This is a genomic window from Primorskyibacter aestuariivivens (assembly GCF_028023675.1).
Taxonomy (GTDB): domain Bacteria; phylum Pseudomonadota; class Alphaproteobacteria; order Rhodobacterales; family Rhodobacteraceae; genus Marinovum; species Marinovum aestuariivivens.
Map to the genome: position 1 here is coordinate 251243 of NZ_JAQIOZ010000003.1, position 21710 is coordinate 272952.

The 21710-nt window shown below is 60.8% G+C and carries 19 protein-coding genes, 1 tRNA gene and 1 riboswitch; of the genes, 15 read left to right on the forward strand and 5 right to left on the reverse strand.

Going from position 1 to position 21710, the window contains the following annotated elements:
* The first annotated feature begins 80 nt into the window (after positions 1 to 80).
* Entirely contained in the window at positions 81 to 2030 is a 1950-nt protein-coding gene (locus tag PGB28_RS03330) for a TRAP transporter permease (RefSeq protein ID WP_271420065.1), read from the forward strand.
* A gap of 35 nt (positions 2031 to 2065) precedes the next feature.
* The gene (locus tag PGB28_RS03335; RefSeq protein ID WP_271420066.1) at positions 2066 to 2806 is read left to right on the forward strand and encodes a YebC/PmpR family DNA-binding transcriptional regulator; all 741 of its coding nucleotides are present in this window, start codon (positions 2066 to 2068) and stop codon (positions 2804 to 2806) included.
* 132 nt (positions 2807 to 2938) lie between these two features.
* Here the strand turns inward: PGB28_RS03335 and PGB28_RS03340 are convergent, their stop codons facing one another.
* The 4 genes from PGB28_RS03340 to PGB28_RS03355 form a co-directional block, all read right to left on the reverse strand.
* Positions 2939 to 3781 (reverse strand): BKACE family enzyme, encoded by an 843-nt coding sequence (locus PGB28_RS03340; RefSeq protein ID WP_271420067.1) that lies wholly within the window; start codon positions 3779 to 3781, stop codon positions 2939 to 2941.
* Positions 3782 to 4162: 381 nt separating this feature from the next.
* Positions 4163 to 4558 carry a YbjQ family protein gene (locus PGB28_RS03345; protein ID WP_271420068.1) on the reverse strand — a complete coding sequence of 132 codons (396 nt, stop codon included), beginning with the start codon at positions 4556 to 4558 and terminating at the stop codon, positions 4163 to 4165.
* A gap of 355 nt (positions 4559 to 4913) precedes the next feature.
* Positions 4914 to 5003, reverse strand: a tRNA-Ser gene (locus tag PGB28_RS03350).
* A 100-nt stretch (positions 5004 to 5103) separates the two neighbouring features.
* Entirely contained in the window at positions 5104 to 6036 is a 933-nt protein-coding gene (locus PGB28_RS03355; RefSeq protein WP_271420069.1) for a serine aminopeptidase domain-containing protein, read from the reverse strand.
* Positions 6037 to 6147: 111 nt separating this feature from the next.
* Positions 6148 to 6226: riboswitch (SAM riboswitch) on the forward strand.
* Positions 6227 to 6276: 50 nt separating this feature from the next.
* Between PGB28_RS03355 and metZ the strand changes: the two genes are divergently transcribed.
* The 9 genes from metZ to PGB28_RS03400 all read left to right on the forward strand — a co-directional run bounded on the left by metZ (position 6277) and on the right by PGB28_RS03400 (position 16551).
* Positions 6277 to 7467, forward strand: coding sequence for an O-succinylhomoserine sulfhydrylase (metZ, locus tag PGB28_RS03360; protein ID WP_271420070.1), 1191 nt, complete (start codon positions 6277 to 6279; stop codon positions 7465 to 7467).
* A 98-nt stretch (positions 7468 to 7565) separates the two neighbouring features.
* A complete protein-coding gene (locus tag PGB28_RS03365; protein ID WP_271420071.1) occupies positions 7566 to 7763 on the forward strand; it encodes a hypothetical protein in 198 nt (65 codons plus the stop codon).
* Positions 7764 to 7897: 134 nt separating this feature from the next.
* Positions 7898 to 8995, forward strand: a complete 1098-nt coding sequence (gene folE2 / locus PGB28_RS03370) for a GTP cyclohydrolase FolE2 (RefSeq protein WP_271420072.1) — start codon at positions 7898 to 7900, stop codon at positions 8993 to 8995.
* Positions 8996 to 9237: 242 nt separating this feature from the next.
* Positions 9238 to 9459, forward strand: a complete 222-nt coding sequence (locus tag PGB28_RS03375; RefSeq protein WP_271420073.1) for a hypothetical protein — start codon at positions 9238 to 9240, stop codon at positions 9457 to 9459.
* A 52-nt stretch (positions 9460 to 9511) separates the two neighbouring features.
* Positions 9512 to 10960 (forward strand): TrkH family potassium uptake protein, encoded by a 1449-nt coding sequence (locus PGB28_RS03380; protein WP_271420074.1) that lies wholly within the window; start codon positions 9512 to 9514, stop codon positions 10958 to 10960.
* A 1-nt stretch (position 10961) separates the two neighbouring features.
* Positions 10962 to 12575, forward strand: a complete 1614-nt coding sequence (locus PGB28_RS03385) for a 5-guanidino-2-oxopentanoate decarboxylase (protein WP_271420075.1) — start codon at positions 10962 to 10964, stop codon at positions 12573 to 12575.
* Positions 12576 to 12683: 108 nt separating this feature from the next.
* On the forward strand, positions 12684 to 13157 hold the full coding sequence (locus PGB28_RS03390; protein WP_271420076.1) for a BLUF domain-containing protein: 474 nt from the start codon (positions 12684 to 12686) through the stop codon (positions 13155 to 13157).
* Positions 13158 to 13227: 70 nt separating this feature from the next.
* Positions 13228 to 15711, forward strand: a complete 2484-nt coding sequence (locus PGB28_RS03395) for an ATP-dependent helicase (RefSeq protein ID WP_271420077.1) — start codon at positions 13228 to 13230, stop codon at positions 15709 to 15711.
* Between the two features lie 27 nt (positions 15712 to 15738).
* Positions 15739 to 16551, forward strand: a complete 813-nt coding sequence (locus PGB28_RS03400) for a M90 family metallopeptidase (RefSeq protein ID WP_271420078.1) — start codon at positions 15739 to 15741, stop codon at positions 16549 to 16551.
* Between the two features lie 298 nt (positions 16552 to 16849).
* Here PGB28_RS03400 and PGB28_RS03405 read toward each other — a convergent pair whose 3' ends face one another.
* A complete protein-coding gene (locus PGB28_RS03405; protein WP_271420079.1) occupies positions 16850 to 17062 on the reverse strand; it encodes a DUF1127 domain-containing protein in 213 nt (70 codons plus the stop codon).
* Positions 17063 to 18057: 995 nt separating this feature from the next.
* On the opposite strand from PGB28_RS03405, the gene mraZ reads away from it, so the two are divergent.
* The 4 genes from mraZ to PGB28_RS03425 are packed head-to-tail and all read left to right on the forward strand — an operon-like array spanning position 18058 to position 21706.
* Entirely contained in the window at positions 18058 to 18558 is a 501-nt protein-coding gene (gene mraZ, locus PGB28_RS03410) for a division/cell wall cluster transcriptional repressor MraZ (protein WP_271420080.1), read from the forward strand.
* A 3-nt stretch (positions 18559 to 18561) separates the two neighbouring features.
* Entirely contained in the window at positions 18562 to 19572 is a 1011-nt protein-coding gene (rsmH, locus tag PGB28_RS03415; RefSeq protein ID WP_271420081.1) for a 16S rRNA (cytosine(1402)-N(4))-methyltransferase RsmH, read from the forward strand.
* Positions 19569 to 19922 carry a cell division protein FtsL gene (gene ftsL, locus PGB28_RS03420; RefSeq protein WP_271420082.1) on the forward strand — a complete coding sequence of 118 codons (354 nt, stop codon included), beginning with the start codon at positions 19569 to 19571 and terminating at the stop codon, positions 19920 to 19922. The genes rsmH and ftsL overlap by 4 nt, the downstream gene beginning before the upstream one ends.
* On the forward strand, positions 19919 to 21706 hold the full coding sequence (locus PGB28_RS03425) for a peptidoglycan D,D-transpeptidase FtsI family protein (protein ID WP_271420083.1): 1788 nt from the start codon (positions 19919 to 19921) through the stop codon (positions 21704 to 21706). The genes ftsL and PGB28_RS03425 overlap by 4 nt, the downstream gene beginning before the upstream one ends.
* The last annotated feature ends 4 nt before the right edge of the window (positions 21707 to 21710 follow it).

Genomic DNA, 21710 nt, shown 5'->3' on the forward strand with positions numbered 1-21710 from the left:
GCGCTGCACGCGCCTGAGTGAAAAAACGCTCTGCGGGCCGGGTCCGGTCCGTGGGGCTCACGCCTTTGAGGGAATACACAATGGCCGTGTCAGAGCCAAAGACCATCAGCGATTTTGAACCCGAAGACCCCGCCGCCCCCGAAACGCTACGCGCCCGCGCGCTGGCGCTGTGCGGCATCGGGTTGGGGCTGTTCGTCTTCTACACTTCGTTTTTCGGCGCGTTCGAAACACTGAACCAGCGCGCCAGTTTCGTGGCGGTGATCGCTGTGATGGGGGTGATGCTCTTTCCCTTGGGCGAGGGGCGGCGCTGGCGGCCATTGGGGCTGCTCATTGACGTGTCGCTGGCAGGTTTTGTCGTGGCCTCTGCGGCCTATGTGATTTCCAATTTTGAGCGGATCATGAATGATCTGCCCTTTGCCGAAGATATTGACGTCTGGCTGGGTTTTGGCACGCTGGCGGTGATCCTCGAACTGGCGCGGCGTTCGGCCAGTCTGGTGTTTCCGATCATCGTGGGCGGTATGGTGGCCTATGCCTATTGGGGCGAGGCCATTCCCGGTGCGTTCGGGCATCGCGGCTTTGACGCCTATTACATCACCGAGGTGATGTTCCTGTCCGACCGGGGGCTGTGGGGGATGCTGGTCTCTATCGCCTCGACCACGCTGGCGGCGTTCATCCTGTTTGGCGCTTTCCTGCTGCATACAGGGGCCGGGCAGACCTTTTTCGATCTCTCGGCGCGTGCGGGCGGCAAAAGCCCGGGCGGCGCGGCCAAGATCTCAACCATTGCGTCCGGGTTGTTCGGCTCGATCTCGGGCTCATCGGTGGCCAATATCGCCACCACGGGCAATTTCACCATTCCGCTGATGAAGCGGCTGAATTACCCCGCGCCCTTCGCAGGTGCGGTTGAGGCCGTGGCCTCCACCGGGGGCCAGCTTGCGCCGCCGATCATGGGCACTGCGGCCTTTGTGATGGCTGAACTCGTCGGGGTGAATTACTGGACCATTGCGGCGGTGGCCTTTCTGCCCGCATTCCTGTTCTATCTTGGGGTCTTTACCACCGTGCACCTGATTGCGTGGCGGACCAATCTGGGGGCGGTTGAGTCCGCTGATCTGCCGGATTGGCGACAGGCACTGAACTGGAGGCGGCTGGCGCCCATTATCGCCGGGGTGGCGGGGCTTGCCTGGGGTATCTGGAACGGCAATTCGATCCAGCTGACCGCGTGTTACGGGATGATCGGCATTATCCTGGCCTATACCATCGCCACGCTCACCGGTGGCGGAACGATCCGCGAGGTGGTGCTGACCCTGCTCAAGGCGCTGGAAGATGGCGGCAAAGGCGTCGTGATCGTCGGAATCCTGCTGGTCGCGGCACAGGTCTTTGTGGCCATGGTGAACCTGACCGGGGTGGGGGTGGCGATCACCTCGCAGATCCTCGGTTTCGCGGGCGACAATATCTGGCTCATCGCTATCATCATGGCGGTGGTTTGCCTGATCGCCGGCATGGGGCTGCCCACTTCGGCGGCCTATGTGCTGGTGGCGGCGGTGTTTGCGCCGGTGCTGATCCAGCAGGGGCTGGACCCGGTGATGGTGCACCTCTTCGTGCTCTATTACGCGGCGCTGTCGGTGATCACGCCACCGGTCTGCGTGGCGGTGTTTGTCTCCTCCACCATTGCCAAGGCCCCGTGGCTGGCCGTGGCCCGCGATACCCTGCGTCTGGGCGGAACAGCCTATGTGATCCCGATGCTTTTTCTGGCCTATCCGGGGCTGCTGCTGGCGGGCGGCACGGCCGAGATCATCATGGCGATCCTGTCGGGCTGCGCCTTTACGCTGGCCGCAGCGGCGGCATTCGCGGGGCACCGCATCCGGGGACTGGGGGCATTCAGCACGCTGGTCTGGGTGGCGGTGGCTGTACTGGGGGTCTGGCACGCCTGGTGGGCAACGGGAGTTGCTGTTGTCGCGGTGCTGATTCTGTTCCGGCTTGGGGTACGGCCAGAACCAGACGCCGTTGCACCCGGTCGGGTTTCTGCCGTATAGAGCGCGAAACCAGTTGAGACGAGACGAGGGGTCCCATGGCAGGCCATAGTAAGTGGGCGAATATTCAGCACCGTAAAGGGCGGCAGGACAAGCTTCGGTCCAAGCTTTTTTCCAAGCTGTCCAAAGAGATTACCGTGGCCGCGAAAATGGGCGACCCCGATCCCGACAAGAACCCGCGCCTGCGGCTGGCGGTGAAAGAGGCCAAGGGCCAGTCCATGCCCAAGGACAATATCGAGCGCGCCATCAAGAAGGCGACCGGCGGCGAAGGCGACGATTACGAGGAAATCCGCTATGAGGGCTATGGCCCCGGCGGCGTCGCCGTGATTGTCGAGGCGATGACCGACAACCGCAACCGCACCGCGTCGACCGTGCGCTCCACCTTTACCAAGGCGGGCGGCAATCTGGGCGAGACCGGGTCGGTGGGCTTCATGTTCGAGCGCAAGGGCGAGATCATCTACTCGGCAGATGTGGGGGATGCGGACACGGTCATGATGGCCGCGATCGAGGCCGGGGCGGAGGACGTCGAAAGCTCGGAGGACGGGCATGTGGTCTATTGCGCGGATACCGACCTGAACGACGTGTCCACGGCGATGGAGGCGGAACTGGGCGAGAGCGAGAGCACCAAGCTCATCTGGAAACCCACCACCACGACCGAGCTTGACCTTGAGGGCATGCAGAAGCTCATGAAGCTGATCGACGCGCTGGAAGATGATGATGACGTGCAGCGCGTGACCGCGAATTTCGAAGCCTCGGACGAGGTGATGGAACAGCTCTGACCCCGGTCGGAGGTTTCACGCTACAAGGCGTCCCGTTGCGGGACGCCTTTTTCGTTTCAGGCGGTCGGGCTGTGCGCGGTGCCTTGATCCTCAGATAGATCGGCGACCGTGTCGTCCGTGGCCCGTCCCGGTTCAGGCCACATCCACAGCGCGCAGTCCCAGGATCTCACGCGCTTCACGCCAGCTTGCCACCGGGCGCTCGTATTTTTCGCACAGCTCAACAGTGCGCTCTACCAGCGCGGCATTGGACGGGGCCAGCGTTGATTTATCCAGCCGCACATTGTCTTCCAGCCCGGTGCGCGCATGGCCGCCCGAAGAAATCGCCCAGTCATTCAACCTGATCTGATTGGGCCCGACACCTGCCGCGCACCACGGGGCATCCGGACCGAACAAACGGTGCACGCTGCGCACGTAGAAATCGAACACCTCGCGATCGGCGGGCATGGCGTTTTTGACCCCCATGACGAACTGAACATAGGGGGTTCCGGCCAATTGCCCGCGATCAGCCATCAGTTTGGCGTGGAAGATATGGCTCAGGTCAAAGGCCTCGATCTCGGGTTTGACATCATGGGCGAGCATCTCGGAGGCCAGCCAGTCCACCAGATCCGGCGGGTTTTCATAGACCCGGGTGGGAAAGTTGTTCGATCCCACCGACAGCGATGCCATGTCGGGCCGAAGCGGCAACATACCGCCCCGCGCCTGTCCCGCGCCCGAACGCCCGCCGGTAGAGAGCTGAATGATCATGCCGGGGCAGTGTGTTTCCACCGCTTCCTTGAGCGCTGCGAATTTTTCCGGATCGGACGAGGGCGAGCCATCGTCATTGCGCACATGGGCATGCATGATGCTGGCACCCGCCTCAAAGGACGCATGGGTGCTTTCGACCTGTTCCGAAATCGAGATCGGAACGGCCGGGTTGTCGGACTTTTGGGCGACCGATCCGGTGATCGCGACGCAGATGATACAGGGTTGGGGCATTGGGGCCTCTGAGTGGTGCCTATTGGGTCCGTGCGCCTTATCCGGTCGGTGAATGCCGCCTGCAGCGAAGCGCGTCCGGGAGCCGCTTTGTCTGGCGCGACTTTGCTTGAACCGGATCGGCTTTGCAAGAAACCGGGCTATTTCAAGCGGGTAGCCGCCGAAGGCTTGGCGCTGGATTTGACCGAAACCGCCGTCTTGTACTGCCCCATTTATGCGGTCACGTCCAAGGACCGCAGCCGGGCGCGGTACCTTGCCATCATTCCCTCGTCAGTCTTGTCTAGGAATGATGAGTGGATGACGTACAAAACCACTGGAGCGAACACAGCGGCAAGTACGAGTAAAGTCTCTAAGTCCATCTGGGATTAGGGGACCTGTTCAATACTACTGATCGACGACAACTGCTGTTCCACTGGCAATCAACATGACCATGTTCCACCCGCTATCGCCAATCTGTGTATAGTCTAAATCGACGCCAACAACCGCATTAGCACCGACCGCATGTGCCTCGCGCTTTAATTCGAACAAAACGGTTTCACGCGCATCTCGCATTGTCTTTTGAATCGCTTCCGAGCGCCCTCCAAAGACATTGCGGACAGATGCAAAAATATCTTTGAAAACATTCATGCCGTATGCGCACTCTGCGGTCACGATTGTGATCCTCTCTCGTATTGCTATATCGGGTTGCATTTCGGTGGTGATCAGGATTTCTTCTATCTCAGCATTGTGCTCCCTGTGCTCCATAATTTGCGGCGTTTCTTCTCCACGCAAACGTGCCACATTGCATTTTTTGCAAAGCGTTCCTCCAGGTCCAAAAGAATTTAGGATCCCAATCTGAGTGCCGCAATCCGCACACTGTTTCATATCGTCTCTGCTCCCTGCTTAGGCGTGTCATGTTGCAGTGCAGGCTTGATTCTGGCCACCCCCTTAAACTGATGTATCCTTTTTTCGACGAACCATACCCGATACACCGTCATCCGCGACACATCCTAGGCCTGCACCTGAGATATGCGACACGAGGTGATATGAAGCCGCTGTTCACCGTTCAGGCGCAACCAAGCGAATTTCCTTTGTGGGGTAAGTTGTGGGGTATTACCTGAAAAATCATAATTTTTCTAGCAATATTAAGGCCAAATGGCGGAGACGAAGGGATTCGAACCCTCGAGACGGTTTCCCGCCTACTCCCTTAGCAGGGGAGCGCCTTCGACCACTCGGCCACGTCTCCGTCGACCCGTTTAATGGTGACGACGGACGGGAACAAGGCGAATTTTGGAAATTTCAGACGGTTTCTTGCATGCGCAGCTGCGGGGGCAAGGGTTTTGCGCTCACACCCGTTCCGCGGTCGACCACCGGGCGCGCCAGCTTGAACTGTCCAACAGTGATGCGCGCGGCGAATCTCTCCGCAGGGCAGGGAGTGCGGCATCCAGTGTGGAAAGGGGGAGTTTGCCCGACAAAACCGCGCGATACAGGCCGAACACACCGGCACGCGTGTAGGTCGACCAATGGCAGATCCGCTTGTCGCGCGGGGCGATCCGGAAGCCAAGCGCGGCCAGGGATGACAGGGTTTCGGTGTCGTCGATCCAAACGGTTCGGAACCTGCCCGGGTGCCCCGAAAACGCACCGAGCGCCCGGTCCCCCCTTGTTTCCGGAGCGACGAAGCATTCCAGCAACGCGTTGTAGACCGTGTTTTCCCGGCTGGTCACATGCAGAATGTCAGCGGATTGACCCGCGGGCGTGGCCAGAGCCTCCTGTGCCGGAGCTGTGAATTCAGCGGCAGACAGCAGGACCAGAACATCGAATGTGCCTGGGCAGGCATGACAAAGCGCCCGCAACGCGACGCGCGCACCCATTGAATGGCCCATCACATGCACGGGACGGGCCGGGTGCGCCGCCTTGATCCGGGACGCGAGTTTTGCAAGCGCGCGGCCGGCTGTGATTGCGCGCTGATAGGCGCCACTGACCGTTCCGCGGGCATTCCATCCGAAACAGATCGCAACGCCCGGGTCATCACGCCCATGATGACCATATCCCAGGTGACGTGGCCAGCTTATGACGCGCCGACACGCGGGATCGGGCGACAAGGCAAAGATATGCTCATGCGGGCAGACGCGTCCGGGACGATAGCGAAAACCATGCACGAGGATCGTGACGGGACCGGGCGTGTTCTCAAGGGCCTGCGCTATCACCGGTCCGACGGGCTGCGGCGAGCGGTGCAGGACCGGCTCCGTGCCATGCGCGTTCACCCTCAAGAGCGCCATACCGGTCCCCGTGATGTTACCCAGGTCGCTGATAGGGGCAGGCTATGACGCGTCGATGAAGGGGCGGTTACAGCACTGTGACGCACTTGACCGCATTACGGCAACACCGTACACCAGTCGCGTGGCGATTTGTTACCGGATTGCGGGCCACGTAAAAACACTTCCGCTAAAAGGTCAGAGAACGAAAGCTCCCGTTCGCTTGACCGCGCCCGGGGGCTTTTGTTTTGAAGGGAACAGCACATGAGCAATGATTGGAACAGCCGCACCAAGCTGGTGCATGGCGGGACACGTCGTTCGCAATATAACGAGGTGAGCGAAGCGCTCTTCCTCACCCAGGGGTTCGTCTACGACAGTGCGGAACAGGCCGAGGCGCGGTTTATCGAAGCCGGGCCGGACGAATTCATTTATGCGCGCTATGGCAACCCGACCGTGGCCATGTTCGAGGACCGTATCGCCGCCCTGGAAGGGGCCGAAGACGCTTTTGCCTGCGCCTCCGGTATGGCGGCGGTGAACGGGGCCCTATGCGCCATGCTCAAGGCCGGGGATCACGTTGTTGCGGCGCGGGCGCTGTTTGGATCCTGTCACTACATTCTCGACAGCATCCTGCCTCGATACGGCGTCGAGGTGACCTTTATCGATGGTACCGATCTTGATCAGTGGCGCGCGGCGGTGCGCGCCGAAACACGTCTGTGTTTCTTCGAGTCTATGAGTAACCCCACGCTGGAACTTATTGATATCAAATCAGTTTCCGAGATCGCGCATGAGGTCGGCGCATTGGTGGTTGTGGATAACGTGTTCTCGACCCCGATTTACTCTAAGGCCATCTCGCAAGGCGCTGATATCGTGACGTATTCTGCTACCAAGCATATGGACGGCCAGGGCCGGGTGCTGGGCGGAGTGATCCTGGGGTCAAAGGAACTGATCCGCGGCAAGATCGAGCCCTATATGAAACATACCGGCGGCGCGCTCAGCCCGTTTAATGCCTGGGTGCTGCTCAAAGGGCTTGAGACGATGGATCTTCGCGTGCGCGCCCAGACGGCAACCGCGCAGATGCTGGCCGAAGCGCTGGAAGGTCATCCGGCACTCTCACGCGTCTTGTATCCCGGTCTCGCGTCACATCCGCAGCATGATCTGGCAAATGCACAGATGGGTGCGGGCGGCACGGTCCTGTCGTTTGAGATCAAGGGCGGGCGCGATGCGGCCTTTGCCTTTCTCAATGCGCTGAATATCATCGTGATTTCCAACAATCTGGGTGATGCAAAAACCATTGCGACGCCGCCAGCGTTCACCACCCATCAGCGGTTGCCGGACGATCAGAAAAAGCTCTTGGGAATCACGCCAGGGTTGATTCGTCTGAGCTGCGGTTTGGAAGATCCGCAGGACCTGTTGGCGGATATCCGCGCGGCGCTTTCTGTGGAACCGGGCGAATAACCGCCGGTGCAGCAGGGGAGGCAAGACTTTTCTGGCGCGACCGTGGGTGCTGCGCGATAGAGGTCTCGATGCAACCATCAGGATAGAGGGAACCTCACATGAAGGCACTTACACTCACGGCATGTCTCGCCGTTTCAAGCTTGGCCGCGCTGCCGGCGATCGCGCAAGACGCAACTGACGCTGATCCGTTCATTGCCACCCAAGGCGATGGCACCGCGCTGGGCGTCGTGGGCGGCATGACACTTCTGATCCTGATCGCCGCGGCCACGAATGACTCGTCTTCGGGCACCGATTGATCGGATTTAATTGAAGAGGCGTCGGGTCCGGGTGATCCGGCGCCGGTTTCCCTGCGTATGAATGATATGTGTTGGAAATATGCGCGCTAAGTGCATAGATACCTGTCACGCGAGGTCGCAAGGGGGACCATGCCATGAATATCCATACGCCGGGTTTTGAAAACCAGCCGTCACGCGAAGAGGCGGAAAAAGCCGCTGAGTTGCTGCGCAACTGGGCTGTGGCCCAGGGGGCACGGGATCCGGACACGGTACGGGATCTCATGGAGCTTGTTGGCGGGGTTGACAGCCTGGCCTATCCGGCGCTGGCGCGGATCTATGACCCGGAATTCGCCGTAGACGCCGACTACAAAGCCTCCTTGCCCGATTTGCAGAATGGCCCCGCATCCCTGATCCGCGGGGCAAATGAACCGATTCAGCATGTCGGTATCTCGAATTTCCGCCTGCCGATCCGCTACCATACCCGCGACAATGGTGATCTGACCCTTGAGACCTCGGTCACGGGGACCGTCAGCCTTGATGCCGACAAGAAGGGTATCAACATGTCGCGCATTATGCGCAGCTTCTACAAGCACGCGGAAAAGACGTTTTCCTTTGGCGTGATCGAAGCGGCGCTGGACGATTACAAGGCCGATCTCGAAAGCATCGATGCGCGCATCCAGACGCGGTTTTCTTTCCCCGTAAAAGTGGACAGTTTGCGGTCCGGGCTGAGTGGATACCAGTATTATGACATCGCTCTGGAACTGGTGGAGCAGGATGGAGAGCGTAAGAAAATCGTACATCTGGATTATGTTTACAGCTCGACTTGCCCGTGTTCGCTTGAACTTTCCGAACATGCGCGCCGGGAGAGGGGCCAATTGGCCACTCCGCATTCGCAGCGCTCCGTTGCGCGTATCTCGGTCGAGGTGACCGGGGCGAAATGCCTGTGGTTCGAGGATCTGATCGACATGTGCCGCCGCGCCGTGCCGACGGAAACACAGGTGATGGTCAAACGCGAGGACGAACAGGCCTTTGCAGAGTTGAATGCCGCCAACCCGATCTTTGTTGAGGACGCCGCGCGCCTGTTTTGTGAGCAATTGCAAGCGGATGCCCGTGTCGGCGATTTCCGCGTTGCCGCCAGCCATCAGGAAAGCCTGCATTCGCATGACGCGATTTCGGTGCTGACCTCGGGGCAGACATTTGCGCAATCGAGCATCGATCCACGCTACTTTGCGTCGTTTTTCCACGTCGGTTGATCCCTGCCGACCTCCCGGCTTGGCGCTTGCCTGTTGCATTTTAACACGCGTCAGGCACGCCATCCTTTGTATTTATGTAATTTACAACAATGCATTACGCCGCGTTTCTGATGTAACGCCTGGCGCAGCATGAGCGAAAAACGCGATATTCGCGAAACTGTTAATCGCATCATGACAAACCAACCCTACATTCACTGTCAGGGAGGAAACCGAAACGATAACGCATGAGGTTTCCAATGCAGATGAACAATGTCCAACTCCGCTACCCTCATCCCGGCTGGCGCCAGAGGCTGGATGCCTATTTCGCCAACCTGGGTCAGGGGGTGAATGCCGCAACCCTGATGCGCGCCCGCATGGGCGAGGTGGCCGGGCTTGAATCGCTCAGTGATGCTGAACTGCGCGAGATTGGGCTCAGGCGCGTTGATATCCCGGCCCGCGTCTTCGACGACATGTTCGCTGCCTGACAGGTCGCGTTCCGCTTGACAGCCCCGGCGGGGCGGGCCAACGCTCGGCCTCATGTTTGATATTCGCCCCGTCGGATATGTGATCGGTTTGCTCGTGGCCTTTCTGGGGGCCATGATGCTGTTGCCGTTTCTTGTGGACGTGGCCGAGGGGCGCGGCCATTGGCCTGTTTTCGTGGAAAGCGGCGTCATCACCATGCTCTCGGGCGGGCTGATTGCGCTGGCCTGTTCCAACGGGGTCAAGGAAGGGCTGTCGATCCAACAGACCTTTTTGTTGACCACGGGCGTCTGGCTTGCGCTGCCTGTCTTTGGGGCGTTGCCATTCGTGATTGGCGAAACGGATGCGCGATATGTGGACGCGTTCTTTGAGGCCATGTCGGGGCTGACCACCACCGGCTCCACGGTCTTTTCCGGTCTGGATGACATGCCCAAGGGCCTGTTGCTGTGGCGTGGGCTGCTGCAATGGCTGGGCGGGATCGGGATCATTGTTGTCGCCATGGTGTTCCTGCCCGAACTGCGGGTCGGTGGGATGCAGATTTTCCGCGCGGAAGGCTTTGACACGATGGGTAAGATCCTGCCACGCGCGACCCAGATCGCCTCGCAGATCTCGGTCATTTATGTCAGCCTCACGCTGATCTGCGCGTTGCTCTACATGCTCTTTGGGATGGAGGCGTTTGACGCCTCGGTGCACGCGCTCACCACCATCGCGACCGGGGGCTTTTCCACCTATGACGCGTCCTTTGGCGCGTTCACCGGGCCGCTGGAATATGTCGCGGCGATCTTCATGGTGCTCGCGGCGCTGCCTTTTGTGCGCTACGTGCAGTTGATCAACGGCTCGACCCGCCCCTTGTTTCGCGACGCACAGGTGCGCGGGTTCGTGCTGGTGCTGGTGCTTGTCGTGCTCAGCTCGGCCGGTTTCCTGATGCTGCGGTTTGGCTATGGCCCGGAACAGGCGCTGAGAGAGGCCCTGTTCAACATCACCTCGATCCTGACCGGAACCGGTTATGCCAGCGTCGATTACATGGGCTGGGGCGCGATGATGGTGGCGGTGTTCTTTTTCCTTGGTCTTGTGGGCGGCTGCGCGGGCTCGACCGCCTGTTCTGTCAAGATCTTCCGCTACCAGCTATTGTTCGCCTCGATCCGGGTGCAGCTCAAGCGTATCCGCTCGCCCCACGGCGTCTTTACCCCAAGGTATGAGGGCCGCCCGGTGAGCGATGATGTCCTGTCCTCGGTCATGTCGTTCTTTGTGTTTTTCGTGGTGTCCATGGGTATCCTGTCGGTGCTCTTGTCCGCCACGGGGCTGGATTTCGTCACCTCGATCTCGGGCGCGGCCACGGCGCTGGCCAATGTCGGTCCGGGGCTGGGCGACACGATCGGCCCGGCGGGCAATTTCGGCGCGCTCAACGACACGGCCAAATGGCTGCTCTCGGCGGCGATGCTGATCGGGCGGCTGGAGCTTCTGGCGGTTTACGCCATTCTGACGGTGAATTTCTGGAGGGCCTGACATGACCGGCAACAAACGTCCGCTTGGCGCGCAGATCTCGCATATGCTCAAGGCGCGGGGCGTGGATGTGATCTTCGGCATTCCCGGCGTGCATAATATCGAGATGTATCGCGGCATCGAAGAGGCGGGGATCACCCATGTGCTCGCGCGGCATGAACAGGGCGCGGGCTTCATGGCCGATGGCTATGCGCGCGCCAGCGGCAAGCCCGGCGTGGCCTATGTGATCACCGGACCGGGGCTTTGCAATGCGATGACGGCGCTGGGGCAGGCCTATTCGGATTCGGTGCCGGTGCTGATGATCTCATCCTGTCTTGATGAGACCGCGGCGCGGCGCGGGCAGTTGCACCAGATGAAGGATCAGCGCGCGGCGGCGGAAACGGTCTGCGACTGGTCCGAAGAGGCGCGCGGCCCAGAGGCGGCTTATGCGCTGATTGACCGGGCGTTCATGGAATTCGCCACCGCGCGGCCCCGCCCGAAACATCTTCAGGTGCCGATTGCCCTTGCAGGCGGTCAGGCCGTCCCACCATGTGAGTCTGGGCCTTCGGCTACGGTCCCGCCCGCCCGCCCGAAAGCCCGCGATGCGGATATGACCGCGCTGATCGACGCGGTGCTGGCGGCAGAGAAACCGCTCTTTGTCTTTGGCGGCGGTGCGCGCGGTGGGGCGGCGGCGGTCCCTGCGCTCTTGCAACAGACCGGCGCGGCGGCCTTCACCACCTATGCCGGGCGCGGTCTGGTGCCAGCAGACCACCCCCTGAGTTTTGGCTCTTACCTCGCGCGTCCCGACTCGGCGGCGATTTTCGCCGAAGCTGATCTGCTGATCGCAGTGGGAACGGAGCTGTCCGAGGTGGATCTGTGGCGCGACACGCCCGGCCAGACCTGCCGGACCATCCGCATCGACATCGACCCGGAGGTGCTGGCGCAATGCGGCCCCGGCGACATGGCGATTCAGGGGGATGCAGGGGCGTTGCTTCGCGCGCTGAGCATCGCCATTCCGGCGCGGGTCGATGACCAGCCGCCGAAATGGGATGCCGCGCAGGTGGCCGAGACGCGCGCGCGCTGGCGGGCCGAGACGGATGCGGAGCGCCCCGGCATCGTGCCGGTCTGTGATGCGCTGCGCGCGGTGATCCCGCCCGACACGCTGATCTATTCCGACATGACCCAGTTCGCCTATGTCGCGAAAGAGGTTTGGGATATGGACGCGCCGGGGCTGTGGCATCATCCATATGGATTCGGCACGCTGGGCTACGCGTTGCCCGCCGCGATTGGCGGGGCGCTGGGGCGGCCCGGTCATCCGGTTGTGGCCATCGTGGGGGATTACGGCTTCCAGTACACGCTGCAGGAACTCGGCGTTGCGGTCGAACTGGGCCTGCCGCTGGTGATCCTGATCTGGGACAATGCCAAGCTGAAAGAGATCGAGGACGCGATGGTCGCCAGCCAGATCGCGCCCAATGCGGTGGTGGCGCACAATCCGGATTTTGGCGTGCTGGCCGAGGCCTATGGCGCGCGTTCGGAAGAGCCGGGCACATTGAGTGATCTGCAAGCGGCGGTGAAGGCCGCGCTGGCGGCGGACGGGCCAACGCTGATCTGGATGAATCAGGACCTGGCCTCTCGGTAAAGTCCATTTTTAATAAAGGCTTAAGTAACCAATCCTTAGCTTTTTTCTGTCTTTCTGCTACCTGACGCGTTGCGAAGGGAAGGGTTTGGAAAGACCATGTTCTACCAGATGTTTTATACCAGTGAGATGATCCCCGGCTTCACCAAGGCCGATCTCGCCCGGGTTTTGGAGGTATCGCGCCGTAACAACGCGCTATTGCAGCTGACGGGCATGCTAATCACCCATGAGGGCAAATTCTTTCAGGTGCTCGAAGGCCCCAAGAACAATGTCGAGAAATGCTTTGCCCTGATCGGCCGGGACAAACGGCATCGTGGGCTTGCCATCGTGTCCAAAGGCTATGCCAAGCAGCGCGCCTTTTCCGGATGGCGCATGGCCTATCATGACCCGTCCGATCTTCCCGACAGCCTGCGCAAGACGGTGTTTTCCATTTACAAACTTGTTCCGCCGCGCAGCCCGGATCGCAGCGACGATCCAAGGACCCAGGAACAGGTGCGCAAGTTCCTTGCCGGGTTCGACTGGCTGCGCCCGGATGTGAAGCCGGATGGGATTCCCTCGGGCGGCGGCACGCAAGCGGCGTCATAAGCGGAAATTGTTCGCGAACGAAACCTGAACACCGCTTTTCATCCGTGTCTGCCCGCGTTACTCTGCGGGCATGAGCAGTTTTGACGATATCGATGCCTTTGAAGCGGCGGGCAGCCTGTCGCAACGTGCCATGGCCGCGCGTGGCGCGCCCTATCTTGACGGGTTGAACCCTGCGCAGCGCGAAGCGGTGGAAACGCTGGACGGCCCGGTGCTGATGCTGGCGGGCGCGGGCACGGGCAAGACCAAGGCGCTGACCACCCGCATTGCGCATCTGCTGAACACGGGCCGCGCCCGGCCCAATGAAATCCTTGCGGTAACCTTCACCAACAAGGCCGCGCGCGAGATGAAGAACCGGGTGGGGCGGCTGTTGGGCCAACCGGCCGAGGGCATGCCTTGGATGGGCACGTTCCACGCGATCGGGGTGAAACTGCTCCGGCGTCATGCGGAACTGGTCACAGCAGTTCCGGTTCTTCGAAAAACTCAGCCAGCATTGACAGAGCACGGCGAAGATCCAGAAGATCCATATGATCTCGGTCCAGTGCCACGACCAGCAGAAGCTGAGCCAATAATCCAAAACGAGATCATTCAGTCGAGTGGGCCACATCTCAAGTCAAATTTTACAATCCTTGACACCGATGACCAACTGCGGTTGCTCAAGCAATTGGTGCAGGCAGCAGGGGTTGATGACAAGCGATGGCCTGCTCGACAACTTGCGCACATTATTGACGGTTGGAAAAATCGGGCGTGGACGCCCGATAACGTACCCAGCGCGGAGGCCAGCGCCTATAATGGCAAGGCGGTTTCGCTGTATAGGGAATACCAAAAACGCCTGCTTGAGCTGAACGCCTGCGATTTCGGCGACCTGCTGTTGCATTGCGTGACCATCTTCCAGACCCATGACGACGTTCTGGCGCAATATCAGCGCTGGTTCCGGTTTATCCTCGTGGACGAGTATCAGGATACCAACGTGGCGCAGTATCTCTGGCTGCGGCTGCTCGCGGGCGGGCACAAGAATATCTGCTGCGTGGGCGATGACGACCAGTCGATCTATGGCTGGCGCGGGGCCGAGGTGGGCAATATCCTGCGCTTTGAAAAGGATTTTCCGGGGGCCAAGGTGGTCCGTCTGGAACAAAATTACCGCTCCACGCCGCATATCCTTGCCGCCGCTGGCGGGGTGATCGTGGGCAATAAGGGGCGGTTGGGCAAGGAGCTTTGGACCGACGCCGACGAGGGCGAGAAGGTCCGCCTGATCGGCCATTGGGACGGTGATGAAGAGGCGCGCTGGATCGGCGAAGAGATCGAGGCGATGCAGGGTGGCACCCGCGGGATGCGACCCTACTCACTGGACGACATGGCCATCCTTGTCCGCGCCTCGCACCAGATGCGCGCTTTCGAGGACCGGTTCCTGACCATTGGTCTGCCCTATCGCGTCATTGGCGGGCCGCGCTTTTATGAGCGGATGGAGATCCGCGATGCCATGGCCTATTTCCGCGTCGTGACCTCGCCCGAGGATGATCTGGCCTTTGAGCGTATCGTGAACACGCCCAAGCGCGGCCTTGGCGACAAGGCGCAGCAGACGATCCAGCGGCTGGCCCGCGAAAACGGCGTGAACCTTGTCGAAGGGGCGCGGCTGGCGGTGGAGAGCGGCGCGATCAAGGGCAAGGGCGGCAAGGAACTGGGCACACTGATCGACAGCTTGACCCGCTGGGGCCGCATGACCGGCGACCAAAGCCTGACCCATATGGAACTGGCCGAAATCATCCTTGATGAAAGCGGCTACACCACCATGTGGCAGAACGACAAGACGCCGGAGGCACCGGGGCGGCTCGAAAACCTCAAGGAACTGGTCAAGGCGTTGGAAGGGTTCGAGAACCTGCAAGGGTTTCTCGAACATGTGGCGCTGGTCATGGATAATGAAAGTGATGATGGTGGCGCGAAAGTGTCGATCATGACGCTGCACGCGGCCAAGGGGCTGGAATTTCCCGCCGTCTTCCTGCCGGGGTGGGAGGACGGTCTGTTCCCGTCGCAGCGCTCGATGGATGAAAGCGGGCTCAAGGGGCTGGAGGAAGAACGCCGCCTCGCTTACGTGGGCATCACCCGCGCCGAAGAGGTCTGCACCATCAGTTTCGCGGGCAACCGCCGGGTCTATGGCCAGTGGCAATCACAGATGCCGTCTCGCTTCATTGATGAACTGCCCGAGGCGCATGTCGAGGTGCTGACGCCCCCGGGGCTTTATGGCGGAGGGCAGACGCAGACCTCCAGCATCGATGCCCGCGTGGCCGAGGCCAATGTCTACAACTCCCCCGGATGGCGGCGCTTGCAGGAGCGTCAGAACCAGCGCCCCATGTCCCAGCCCAGCGAGGCACGCAATACGGTGATCGACATGAACGCGGTGTCCAGCTTCACCATGGGCGAACGGGTGTTCCACCAGAAATTCGGCTATGGCGCGATCGTAGGGATCGAAGGTGACAAGCTTGAGATTGATTTTGAAAAGGCGGGCACGAAAAAGGTGGTGGCGCGCTTTATCACGGGCGCGGATGACGTGCCCTTTTAACGCCTGACGCGCGCCGGGGATGTGCCGATGCCTTACCTTTTCCTGATCTTGGTTGTGGCGGGCGTCGCATTCTTCGTTCTGCGCCGCATGCAACGCAAGCAGGTCATCGCAGAATTGCTGGCCACGCCGCTGGACGATGCGCAACGCCGTGTCATCGCCGAACAGGTGCCGATCACCCAGAGGCTGCCGCCTGAGTTGCGGGCCGGTCTGGAAGGCAGAATCCATCGTTTCCTTGAACAAGTGGACTTTCACGGCTGCAACGGGCTTGAGGTGGATGACGGCATGCGGCTCTCCATCGCCGCGCAGGCCTGTCTTCTCGTGGTGAACAGTGACGCCTGGTATGACGGGTTGAGCACCATTCTGGTCTATCCCGGCGCGTTCAAATCCGTGCAGCAGAACCATGACGGCTATGTGGTGACCGAGGAAGAGGTGGTGCGCACCGGTGAAAGCTGGCTGCATGGGCCGGTGGTGTTGTCCTGGTCACACTCCGAGCGCGGCGCGCGCGATGATCGCGATGGGCATAATGTGGTGATCCATGAATTCGCCCATCAGTTCGACGCGCTGTCCGGGGCGACGAACGGCGTGCCGCTGCTGGGGCCGGGGCAGAGCTTTGCCGAATGGGAACGGACGTTTCTGGAAGCCTTTGAAGCCCATGTGCGCCGGGTGGAGACGGGCCGCAAAACGGTGATCGACGCCTATGGCGCAACCGGTCACGAGGAATTTTTTGCCGTGGCGGTCGAATTGTTTTTTGAAAGACCCGCGGCGCTGAGGCGCGAGGCGCCAGAGGTATATGCCCAATTGGCGCGGCTTTTCCGGCTGGACCCCGCGACCTGGGGCTGACGTCTACAAAACAAAGAGCTGAAAAAGAAAACGGCGGCACAAGGGAGGATGTGCCGCCGTTTTTTATCAGCAGCGCTCCGAAGGGAGGAGGAGAGGAGCGCTACCTATGTCAGAGCGTGGGCCAAAAGGGAGGAGGGCCTTTGCTCTTTCATCTTCCCGGGCTGATTGGGAGGAGGGCCCGGAAAAATTTCTGGACCATTCGGTCCGGTGTAAAAGGGCGGCGACATCAGGGAGGAGGAAGATGCCGCCGCAAAAGACAGAAGGCTCAGGGAGGAGGAGAGAGCCCTCTGATCTGTCGTTAGTGATAGGCTGCGTGGTAGGCCACGCGGCGAATTTCGGAGCGGCTCAGACCAAGATCGGCGAGCTCGCGGGTGCTCAGCTGCTGCAGTTCACGCAGGGTGGTGCGGTAGACGCGGTAAGCTGCGTAGCGCTGCTTCAGATCCGCAATCAGCCCGGTCACGCGGTGGAACAAACCGGTTTGGGAGTAGCTGGTGTTCGTTACATGTGCCATTGTCGTCGCTGCCTGTGTTGGCGTGTCGTTTGTTGATCTCAATGTAACCCAATGCTGCACGTGCACAATCCTCCAAAGGTTCAATGCTGCTATGCAGCAAATGCATGAGTCTTGCGGTTGAAAAGCGGGCAGGACGCCACAAAAGTCGGAAAAATTCGCGCCACAGTTGCGATGCCGAAAGACACTGCAAGTTTCTGTGGCGGCGGTTCCAATTTTTGGGCGCGCTGAAAACCTGGCCCGGGACCCCGGTCGCGGCTGTCCGGGCTATAAGGTGATTCCAATTCAACGCGATACGCGCTCTGCGGCACACATCTTATATAGGCGACACTGAGCGCGGTCGGGGCGGGCGTCGCTTTTGGGGCCGGTTTGGGATTTCATGGACCTTACGGGAAACCATGGGAACAATGGGGCGCGACGGCCTGCGAGAGCGGAAAACGAATCAATATTACGCGGAATTTCGGAAGATTCTCCGTTTTGGCGCGGTGGTTTTCTGGATTTTTGCCCCATGATCCGAAATTTTCTGGGATTTTATGGGGCGAAATGGCCGGGCTGTGATGTGTCTATATATTGTGTTGATTGGCGTAGTCTTCCGCTAGAAATGTCCTAAACGGCCTGAAATTCACCCCAATATCTTGATCCCCGCACGGGCCTCGGACAAGGTGTAGTGGTGATTTCCCTCACAAGGGTGTTGATTTCCATGAAATCCCATGGCATCCCTGTTTACACGATGAGGGACGGACAAGGGGCAGCAAAGACCCCGATCTGAACTCCCAGAAAAACAAAAAATGGTTTCATACAGGCAACCGCTTTCATCGTGACAAGAGATCCGGCGCGCGGGCGAGCAGACATCCCCCCAGGTGGCGCGCGCAGCTGGACTTCCCGCAAGGCGGGACGAGGGCGGCGGGTTGATCAGTGGCAGCAGATCAACCCGCCGTTTTCTTTATTCACCACCACCGGGGACAGACAGCGCGGGGGCGCGACGAAGGGACAAGGCAGTGAGCCGCAGGTTCAGAGGCGAAAGCCACCACAAGGTGGATGCGAAGGGCAGGGTATCGATCCCGGCCTCGTTTCGCCGTGTGCTCGAAGCCGCCGATCCCAACTGGAAATCCGGTGAAAACCCCGAGCTTGTGATCGTCTATGGCGATCATCGCCGCAATTACCTTGAATGTTACACCATGGAAGCCATCGACGAGGTGGACGCCAAGATCGACGCACTGCCGCGCGGATCCATGGAGCGCAAGATGCTCCAGCGGCTGTTCCATGGTCAGTCCTATCCCACCAATGTGGATGAGACCGGGCGGCTCGTCCTGCCCGCAAAGCTGCGGGGCAAGATCGCGCTGGACAAAGAGGCGTTTTTTATCGCTGCCGGTGACACGTTCCAGATCTGGAACCCCGAGACCTATGAACAGGAAGAGCTGGCCAAGACCGAGGAATGGCTGGACGAATTGCCGGACGATTTCGATCCGCTCTCCTTCCTTGATGGCAAAGAGGGCTGAGCCATGGCCGCCGCTGCCCGCGCCACTGATCAAGCCCCGCATATCCCCGTTCTGATCCGCCCGCTGATCGCGGCGGCGTCGCCCATCACTGGCCATTGGCTGGACGGCACCTTTGGCGCTGGGGGCTATACCCGTGCGCTGCTCGAGGCCGGGGCCGACAAGGTGACCGCGATTGACCGCGATCCGCTGGCCTTTGAACTCGCCGCCGACTGGATCGGCGACTATGGCGACCGGATCGAATGCGTGCAGACCGTGTTTTCCCGTCTCGACGACGTGGCCAGCGACCTGGACGGCGTGGTGCTGGATCTGGGTGTGTCCTCGATGCAGCTGGATCGCGCCGACCGGGGCTTTTCCTTCATGAAGGACGGGCCGCTGGACATGCGCATGAGCCAGGAGGGCGTGAGCGCCGCCGATCTGGTCAATACCGCCTCGGCCGAGGAACTGGCCAGTATCCTCTTTACCTATGGTGAAGAGCGCGCCTCGCGGCGGATTGCCAAAAACATTGTCCGTGCGCGCGAAGAGCAGCCCTTTGAAACCACCTTGCAACTGGCCGAGGTGATCGAAAACTCCCTGCCGCGCGCCAAGCCGGGCCAGAGCCACCCCGCCACCCGGAGCTTTCAGGCGCTGCGCATCGCGGTAAATGACGAATACAAGGAACTGCTCAACGGGTTGATGGCCGCAGAAGCGGCCCTTAAACCCGGCGGCATTCTGGCGGTCGTGACGTTTCATTCCATCGAGGACCGGATGGTCAAACGCTTCCTGACCGCGCGCGCGGGCCATTCCGGCAATACCAACCGCTACGCGCCTCAGGCCGAAGCCACACCGGCGCAGTTCGACATTCTGACCCGCAAGGCGGTGGGCCCGGACGATCAGGAACTTGAGGAAAACCCGCGCTCCCGCTCGGCCCGGCTGCGCGTGGCGCGGCGCACGGATATTCCGGCGGGCCGCGTTGATCCCAAAACCATTTCCATGCCGCAACTCAAAACCCCGCAACACAAGGGGGCACGCCGATGAAATTCTTTTTGTATCTTGTTACCGCGACCATGCTGATCGGTCTGGCCTTCTGGGCCTATCACGAAAACTACAAGACCCAGCAAGCCATTGAGGAAACAGAACAATTGCAGCGCGAGATCGGGGCCGCGCGCGAACGGCTTTCGGTGCTGCGCGCGGAATGGGCCTATCTCAACCGTCCCGACAGGCTGCGCGATCTGGCCGAGCTGAACTTTACCCGCCTCGGGCTGTTGCCGCTGCGTCCCGACCATTTCGGTCGCGTGGATCAGGTGGCCTTTCCGACCCAGGTCTTTGACACGGACCTGCCGATCACAACGCCGGTGGATGTCTCCAGCCAGGGGGCAGAGGAATGATCCGCACGCCGCTGCGCCCGCTGGCCCGTATTCTAGAGGCCCGGCAAAAAGGCGAAAATCCCGACGCCATCGAACGCGAAAACATCCGCCTGCGCCATGAAGAGATGCGCGACAAGCTGCGGGTGCGGGCCGAACAGCGCCTGTTGCTGCTGGGGATCATGTTCTTCTGCGCCTTTATGGTGATCGGTGCGCGCATGGGTGATCTGGCCGCGTCCGAGCCCGCCGAGCCGCGCGCGGCGTCGGGCGGGGCCTCGATCGTTGCGCAGCGCGCCGATATCGTGGACCGCAAGGGGCGCATCCTTGCCACCAATATGGAAACCCATTCGCTTTACGCCCATCCGCAACAGATGATCGAGCCGGAGCGCGCGGCGGAGGAACTGGGCAAGATATTCCCCGAGATCGACGTGGCGGACCTCAAGAAACGCTTCACCTCGGACCGCAAGTTCCTGTGGGTGCGCAAGAAGCTGAGCCCCGAACAAAAACAGGCCGTGCATGACATCGGCGAGCCGGGTCTTCTGTTTGGTCCGCGCGAAATGCGGCTGTATCCCAACGGCCCCATAGCGGCCCATGTTCTGGGCGGCACGCGGTTCGGGCAAGAGGGCGTGCATTCGGCCGAAGTCGTGGGCACCGCCGGGATCGAGCGGTTTTATGATGACGTCCTGCGTGATCCGGCGCGGGAAGGTGCGCCGCTGGAGCTGTCGTTGGACCTGACCATTCAGGCAGCGGCGGAAAAGGTGCTTTATGGCGGCATGAAGATCATGAACGCCAAGGGCGCGGCGATGGTGCTGATGGATGCCCATTCCGGCGAGATTGTCTCGCTCGCCTCGCTGCCCGATTTCGACCCCAATGACCGCCCGCTGCCCGCGACCGGCAATGACCCGTCCATCAGCCCGCTGTTCAACCGCGCGGTGCAGGGGGTTTATGAGCTTGGCTCCACTTTCAAGATTTTCGCCAGCGCGCAGGCGCTGGACCTTGGCCTTGTGAACCCGTCCACCATGATCGACATTCGCGGGCCACTGAAATGGGGCAAGCACAAGATCCGCGATTTCCACAATTACGGGCGCGAACTCGACGTGACGCGGATCATCGTGAAATCCTCCAATATCGGCACTGCGCGGCTGGCGCAGATGGTGGGCGCCACGCGTCAGAAGGAATTCCTTGAACAGCTTGGATTTCTCGACATCACCCCGGTCGAGTTGCAGGAGGCCAAGCGCGCCAAGCCGCTTTTGCCCCCCAACTGGTCCGAGCTGAGCGCCATGACCATTTCCTACGGCCACGGCATTTCCACTTCGCCGCTGCATCTGGCCGCGGGCTATGCCGCGATTGCCAATGGCGGTTACACGGTAAAACCGACCCTGCTGCGCCAGAACAGTGCAAAATACGGGCCGCGTGTGCTGTCCGCTCAAGCGGCTGAGGCCTCGCGCGCCATGCTGCGCCTTGTCGTGTCCCATCCCGATGGCACCGCGAATTTCGGGGATGTGCCGGGCTATGGCGTGGCGGGCAAGACCGGCACCGCCGACAAGCCAAAGCCAACCGGCGGCTATTATGAGGACAAGGTGATCGCGACCTTTGCCTCGATCTTCCCGATCTCAGATCCGAAATATGTGCTGGTCCTCGTGCTGGACGAGCCTGAAATCCACGCCGCCGGGGAATTGCGCCGCACCGCGGGCTGGACTGCCGTGCCGGTGGCCGCCGAGATGATCGAACGGCTTGCCCCGCTTTTGGGCCTGCGGCCTGCAATTGAACCTGCATCGCTCGCTGGTATAACGCTGTCCAGCAACTAAGGGC

Coding starts and splice junctions, on each gene's coding strand:
- PGB28_RS03330 (WP_271420065.1), top strand. CDS start 81: ATGGCCGTGTCAGAGCCAAAGACCATCAGCGATTTTGAACCCGAAGAC.
- PGB28_RS03335 (WP_271420066.1), top strand. CDS start 2,066: ATGGCAGGCCATAGTAAGTGGGCGAATATTCAGCACCGTAAAGGGCGG.
- PGB28_RS03340 (WP_271420067.1), bottom strand. CDS start 3,781: ATGCCCCAACCCTGTATCATCTGCGTCGCGATCACCGGATCGGTCGCC.
- PGB28_RS03355 (WP_271420069.1), bottom strand. CDS start 6,036: ATGGCGCTCTTGAGGGTGAACGCGCATGGCACGGAGCCGGTCCTGCAC.
- metZ (WP_271420070.1), top strand. CDS start 6,277: ATGAGCAATGATTGGAACAGCCGCACCAAGCTGGTGCATGGCGGGACA.
- PGB28_RS03365 (WP_271420071.1), top strand. CDS start 7,566: ATGAAGGCACTTACACTCACGGCATGTCTCGCCGTTTCAAGCTTGGCC.
- folE2 (WP_271420072.1), top strand. CDS start 7,898: ATGAATATCCATACGCCGGGTTTTGAAAACCAGCCGTCACGCGAAGAG.
- PGB28_RS03375 (WP_271420073.1), top strand. CDS start 9,238: ATGAACAATGTCCAACTCCGCTACCCTCATCCCGGCTGGCGCCAGAGG.
- PGB28_RS03380 (WP_271420074.1), top strand. CDS start 9,512: ATGTTTGATATTCGCCCCGTCGGATATGTGATCGGTTTGCTCGTGGCC.
- PGB28_RS03385 (WP_271420075.1), top strand. CDS start 10,962: ATGACCGGCAACAAACGTCCGCTTGGCGCGCAGATCTCGCATATGCTC.
- PGB28_RS03390 (WP_271420076.1), top strand. CDS start 12,684: ATGTTTTATACCAGTGAGATGATCCCCGGCTTCACCAAGGCCGATCTC.
- PGB28_RS03395 (WP_271420077.1), top strand. CDS start 13,228: ATGAGCAGTTTTGACGATATCGATGCCTTTGAAGCGGCGGGCAGCCTG.
- PGB28_RS03400 (WP_271420078.1), top strand. CDS start 15,739: ATGCCTTACCTTTTCCTGATCTTGGTTGTGGCGGGCGTCGCATTCTTC.
- PGB28_RS03405 (WP_271420079.1), bottom strand. CDS start 17,062: ATGGCACATGTAACGAACACCAGCTACTCCCAAACCGGTTTGTTCCAC.
- rsmH (WP_271420081.1), top strand. CDS start 18,562: ATGGCCGCCGCTGCCCGCGCCACTGATCAAGCCCCGCATATCCCCGTT.
- ftsL (WP_271420082.1), top strand. CDS start 19,569: ATGAAATTCTTTTTGTATCTTGTTACCGCGACCATGCTGATCGGTCTG.
- PGB28_RS03425 (WP_271420083.1), top strand. CDS start 19,919: ATGATCCGCACGCCGCTGCGCCCGCTGGCCCGTATTCTAGAGGCCCGG.